General features: G+C 68.3%; 5 protein-coding genes. 3 read left to right on the top strand and 2 right to left on the bottom strand.

The features are described from left to right. Positions 1–27: 27 nt before the first annotated feature. Together pilB and HUW62_RS45635 are read right to left on the bottom strand one after the other, a co-directional pair. Positions 28–1728, bottom strand: coding sequence for a type IV-A pilus assembly ATPase PilB (gene pilB / locus HUW62_RS45640; protein ID WP_163865390.1), 1701 nt, complete (start codon positions 1726–1728; stop codon positions 28–30). Positions 1729–1940: 212 nt separating this feature from the next. Further along, entirely contained in the window at positions 1941–2870 is a 930-nt protein-coding gene (locus tag HUW62_RS45635) for a bifunctional riboflavin kinase/FAD synthetase (RefSeq protein WP_163865391.1), read from the bottom strand. A gap of 66 nt (positions 2871–2936) precedes the next feature. Between HUW62_RS45635 and HUW62_RS45630 the strand changes: the two genes are divergently transcribed. The 3 genes from HUW62_RS45630 (at position 2937) to HUW62_RS45620 (ending at position 5181) form a co-directional block, all read left to right on the top strand. Further along, on the top strand, positions 2937–3557 hold the full coding sequence (locus tag HUW62_RS45630; RefSeq protein ID WP_176438013.1) for a tRNA (guanosine(46)-N(7))-methyltransferase TrmB: 621 nt from the start codon (positions 2937–2939) through the stop codon (positions 3555–3557). A gap of 108 nt (positions 3558–3665) precedes the next feature. Continuing rightward, positions 3666–4709, top strand: coding sequence for a diguanylate cyclase (locus HUW62_RS45625; RefSeq protein ID WP_176438012.1), 1044 nt, complete (start codon positions 3666–3668; stop codon positions 4707–4709). Between the two features lie 55 nt (positions 4710–4764). Continuing rightward, entirely contained in the window at positions 4765–5181 is a 417-nt protein-coding gene (locus HUW62_RS45620; RefSeq protein WP_163865394.1) for a hypothetical protein, read from the top strand. Positions 5182–5332 lie beyond the last annotated feature (151 nt).

The following is a 5332-nucleotide window of genomic DNA, read 5'->3' as shown; positions in this document are numbered from 1 at the left end:
CGGTGAGGCTGGGGGAGGAGGGGGTGACTAGAAACGGTCCGGGGCGGTGTTGCCGACCACTTCTTCCAAGGTGGTGAAGCCGTCCATGACCTTCTTCAGGCCACTCATGCGAAGGCTGCTCATGCCCAGACGGATGGCCTCCTGCTTGAGCTCCGCGGCGGATCCGCCGTTGATGACCAGCTCCTTGAGGCCGTCCCAGAAGGGCATGACCTCGTAGATGGCCACGCGGCCCCGGTAGCCACGGTCATTGCAGTCGCGGCAGCCGACCTTCTCGTACACCGTGAAGGTGCCCATCTTGTCCGGAGGAATTCCGGCGTCGATGAGGGCCTGCTCGTCCACCTTGTCCGCCGGCTTCTTGCAGGCGGGGCACAGGCGGCGCGCCAGACGCTGGGCGAGGATGAGGTTGAGCGAGGCCGTCACGAGGAACGGCTCGATGCCCATGTTGAGCAGACGGCTCACCGTGCCAGGGGCGTCGTTGGTGTGCAGCGTGGAGAGCACGAGGTGGCCGGTGAGCGCGGCCTTGACGCCGATTTCCGCCGTCTCGAAGTCGCGGATCTCACCAATCATGATGATGTCCGGGTCCTGGCGGAGGAACGAGCGCAGGCCCGCGGCGAAGTTCAGGCCGATGTCTTCATGCATCTGCACCTGGTTGATGCCGGCGAAGTTGAATTCGACCGGGTCCTCGGCGGTGCAGATGTTGGTGCCGACGTCGTTGAGGCTGGAGAGCGCGGAGTACAGCGTCGTCGTCTTGCCGGAACCGGTGGGGCCCGTCACCAGCACCATGCCGTAGGGCCGGTCGATGGCTTCCTTGAACCAGGCCAGCGGCTCCGCGTCGAAGCCCAGCTTCGTCATGTCGAGCTGGAGGTTGCTCTTGTCGAGCAGACGCATCACGACCTTCTCGCCGAAGAGCGTGGGACACACGCTCACGCGGAAGTCCATCTCCTTGCCGCCGCCAATCTTGATCTTGATGCGGCCGTCCTGCGGCAGGCGTCGCTCGGAGATGTCCAGCGAGGCCATGATCTTCAGACGCGACGTAATCGCGTTGCGCAGCTTCATCGGCGGGCGCATCACCTCGTACATCACGCCGTCGATCCGGAAGCGGACCCGGAAGTCCTTCTCGTACGGCTCGATGTGGATATCGGACGCGCGCTTCTTGATGGCGTCCATGAGGATGAGGTTCACCAGCTTGACGACGGGCGCGTCATCCGCGGCCTTCGCCATCTCGTCGATGTTCTCCGTCTCCTCCTTCGCCAGCTCGATGTCGTCGCCGACGTCGCCGACGATCTCCTCCATCGAGGGGCCCTTCTCCGCGTAGTAGCGCTCAATCGCCTCGCGGATGGAGACCTCCGACGCCACCACCGTCTCGATGTTGTAGCCGGTGAGGAACTTCAGGTCGTCCACCGCGAAGATGTTGGACGGGTCGCACATGGCGACAATCAGCGAAGGGCCCGCGCGGTTGACGGGAATCACCAGGTGCTTCTCGGCCACTTCCTTGGGCACGAGCTTGATGATGTCCGGGTCGACGTCGAAGTCCTTCAGGTTGATGGCCGGCACGCCGTACTGCTTGGAGAGGAAGTCGGTGAGCTTCGACTCCTCGATGGCGCCCGTCTTGATGAGCGCGGTGCCGATGCGCGTGCCGCTCTTCTGCTGCTCTTCCTGGGCCTTGCGCAGCTGCTGGACGGAGATGAGATTCTCGCGGACCAGCAGTTCACCCAATCGACCGGACATTCGTGAAGCCTCTTCCTGGTGGCACAGAAGGATGAGACGGGCGGGGGCCCGCCTCGCTCTTGGGAGACAGGGGCGTTGCCTCGGGGCCCCACAGCACCTTTGGCACGGTTCCTGACAGCGAATTAGAGGGGAGCCGCGCACATCCGTCAAGGCGCCCTCTGGGGGCCCCCGACTCGCCAACCCGTTGAACAATCACGGGAAAAATGCGTGCGTCATTCCCCGGCCCGCGCAATCACCGTGCGAGCGGCCTCCACGTCGCGTTTGATCTGCCCCGCCAGCTCCGCCACGGAGCCGAAGCGCTGCTCGGGGCGCAGGCGTTCCAGGAACTGCACGCGCACCTCCCGCCCGTAGATATCCCCCGCGAAGTCCAGCAGGTGCGCCTCGATGGTGACCTCGGTGCCACCGAAAGTCGGTTTGATTCCGATGTTGGCCGCCCCTCCGTGCCAGGTCCCCACGCCCTCGCCGGCGAGGAAGCGCACGCGGATGGCATAGACGCCCGGCGCGGGCCGCAGCTCGTTCTGCGTGTCCACGTTGGCGGTGGGAAAGCCGATGGTCCGCCCCCGCCCCGCGCCCGCCACCACCATGCCGTCCAAGTCAAACGGGCGGCCCAACAGCCGGCACGCGGCGGACACCCGTCCCTCCAGGATGTACTCGCGCACCCTCGAGGACGAGGCCACCACCCCGTCCACCGTGACGGGCGTCACCACGTGGACCCGGGCGCCTCGCCGGGCCGCCGCCTCGCGCAGCGTCTCCACCTGGCCCGCGCGCGCCGCGCCGTAGGTGAAGTCGCTGCCCACCACCACGTGCGCCACGCCGAGCGCGTCGAAGAGCGCGGCCTCGAAGTCCGCGGGCCCCGTGCGCGCGTAGTCGCGCGAGAAGGCCTGCACCACCGTGGCCTCCAGCCCCAGGTCCGCGAGCAGCTCCAGGCGGCGGGGCAGGAGCGTAATCAGCTTGGGCGCCAGGTCCGGCTGGAGCACCTTGCCCGGGTGGGGGTTGAAGGTGAACGCCGCGGGGGAAGCGTGCTTGCGCGCCTCCGCGAAGAGGGCCTGGTGGCCCACGTGCACCCCGTCGAAGTTGCCCAGGGCGAGCGCCCGGCCGATCAGCGCCCGGCCCGCCTCCGCCACCGACTGGAAGACCTTCATGTCCCCCCTATACCAGTGTTTTTCCCTGGCCAGACCCCGCTTGCCCGTGCTTGGAGCGCCCTCCTCATGCCACGCCCCCGCTTGCTGCCAGACCCCGTCGGCCTCCACCTCATCGCCCAGGAGACTCCTCCGGACTGGGACGCCGAGTTCGGCTTCCCCGGCCCCCTGGAGCTCGAAATCGGCTCCGGCGCCGGCGGCCACGCGCTGGAGTACTGCCGCCGCAACCCCACCGTCCGCTTCGTCGCCTTCGAGTGGCGCAAGAAGTACGCGCGCGACACCCAGGAGCGCGCCCAGAAGGCCGGGATGAAGAACCTGCGCGTCGTCGAGTCCGACGCCCGCTTCGCCGTCCCCCGCATCTTCGCGGACGGCTCGCTCTCCGCCATCCACCTCCAGTTCCCGGACCCCTGGTGGAAGCGCGCCCACGCCAAGCGCGCCGTCGTGCAGCCCGACTTCGCCGCCCTCCTGCTCGCCAAGCTCGCCCCCGGCGGCCGCTTCGACATGCGCACCGACGTCGAGGACCGCGCCCACAACATGCTTTCCATCCTGGAATCCGTGGGTTTCCACAACCCCTTGGGTTCCGGCGTTTTCCATCCCCATGACCCGGAGGAGGTGCCTTCGACGCGCGAGCGGCGGTATCTCACCTCGGGGGAGCCTGTGTACCGGGCCCGGCTCGTCAAACCCGCCTGAGCCTCCAGAAGACGGGGACTTACCCTCCCCCTTGGCTTCCTGGAGTCGTCGGGAGACAATCAGAAACATTCTGGCAGAGCGGGATGATTGCACTGGGGGCGCAACCGCATGGCGGAGGGTGATTGGAAGAGGACGCCGGAGGTAGCCCGGCGGACGGGGTCGGGCGGCGAGCTGAGCGGCCGGACGGTGCTCATCGTCGACGATGACCCGGCACACGTGGCGCACGTGCGCGAGGGGCTGGCGCCGCGCGGGTACGTCTTCAAGGAAGCCCATGACGGGACGCAGGCGCTGTCGGCCATTCGCGAGGCGAGGCCGGACCTCATCCTGATGGACGTGGAGATGCCGGGGCTGGGCGGCGTGGAGGTGTGCCGCATCATCAAGGCGAACTCCGGGGAGGAGGGCTTCGGCTTCATCCCGGTGATTCTGATGACGGCGCGGCAGGCGGCGGGAAAGGTGGAGGGGCTGGAGCTGGGGGCGGACGACTACCTGGTGAAGCCGTTCGACATGCTGGAGCTGTCGGCGCGGGTGAAGTCGATGCTGCGGCTCAAGGCGCTCCAGGACGCGCTGGTGGAGAAGAACCGGGAGCTGGACAAGGCCAACAAGGAGCTGGCGCGGCGGCGCGAGGAGTTGCTCGCCTTGAGCCGCACGGACGCGCTCACGGGCCTGTTCAACCGGCGCTGCTTCGAGGAGCGGCTGGGCGACGAGTTCGCGCGCTCGCGGCGCTACCAGTCGCCCCTGTCGCTGGTGATGCTGGACATCGACCACTTCAAGCGCATCAACGACACCTTCGGCCACCCCTTCGGGGACCAGGTGCTCAAGGCGGTGGCGCAGACGACGCGCTCGCGGCTGCGCGAGGTGGATGTGCTGGCGCGTTATGGCGGGGAGGAGTTCATCGCGCTCTTGCCGGAGACGGGGACGGCGGACGCGCTCAGGGTGTGCGAGCGCGTGCGCGAGGCCATCGCGGGGCTGCGGGTGGAGCACGTGGGCGTGGACGGGAAGCGGCAGGAGGTGCGCCTGACGGCGTCGCTGGGCGTGGCCACGGTGCCCTCGGCGGACCTGGAGAGCTCGGAGGCGCTGCTGCGCGCGGCGGACGCGGCGCTCTACGGGGCCAAGGGAGCGGGGCGAAACCGTGTCCAGCAACACGTTCCGTGAGGTGGACGCACCCAAGGCTTTCCCCCGGCGCCGCTTTGACCTAAACCCCACCCCCATGCGCCTGACCGCGACGATGCCCTGGTTGCTGGCCCTGCTCCTGGTGGGCGTGGCCGGCTGCAACCAGCCCCGCTTCGGCACACCGCAAGATGCGTATACGTCCTTCCACCGGCTGGTGAAGCGCGGCGAGTTCCGCGCGGCCTGGGGCGCCTTGTCCCAGCCCACCCAGACGGCCCTGACGAAGCGGGCCCAGGCGGTGGCTGACGCCTCCGGGGGCGCGGTGAAACCCGAGCCCCTGGGCCTCTTCTTCGCGAATGTCCCCCCTCCTCCGGATGTTACGGAGGTCTCCCTGGTCCGGGAGGCGAACGACGAGGCGACCGTGCTCGTTCGCTCGTCAGGCAGCACCCACGAGGTCCGGATGGTCCGTGAGCCGTCTGGGTGGAAAGTGGACCTCTCAGCCTCCCTCCAGCCTTGAAGCCGGGCATGCCCGGGCTCCTCGCATCAGGTAACGTACGACTGTGAACGATCGGAAGACACGGCGGGTGGTTCCCGCGGTCGAAGTCATCCGGCGGCCGGCCTCGACGCCCGGCAGCGCCGCCCAGACTCCGTCCCCCTCGGAATCCGCC

This window comes from Myxococcus sp. AM011 (genome assembly GCF_013372595.1).
GTDB classification, from domain to species: domain Bacteria; phylum Myxococcota; class Myxococcia; order Myxococcales; family Myxococcaceae; genus Myxococcus; species Myxococcus eversor.
This window is presented reverse-complemented; position numbering and strand designations above follow the sequence as displayed.

Coding starts and splice junctions, on each gene's coding strand:
- pilB (WP_163865390.1), bottom strand. CDS start 1,728: ATGTCCGGTCGATTGGGTGAACTGCTGGTCCGCGAGAATCTCATCTCC.
- HUW62_RS45635 (WP_163865391.1), bottom strand. CDS start 2,870: ATGAAGGTCTTCCAGTCGGTGGCGGAGGCGGGCCGGGCGCTGATCGGC.
- HUW62_RS45630 (WP_176438013.1), top strand. CDS start 2,937: ATGCCACGCCCCCGCTTGCTGCCAGACCCCGTCGGCCTCCACCTCATC.
- HUW62_RS45625 (WP_176438012.1), top strand. CDS start 3,666: ATGGCGGAGGGTGATTGGAAGAGGACGCCGGAGGTAGCCCGGCGGACG.
- HUW62_RS45620 (WP_163865394.1), top strand. CDS start 4,765: ATGCGCCTGACCGCGACGATGCCCTGGTTGCTGGCCCTGCTCCTGGTG.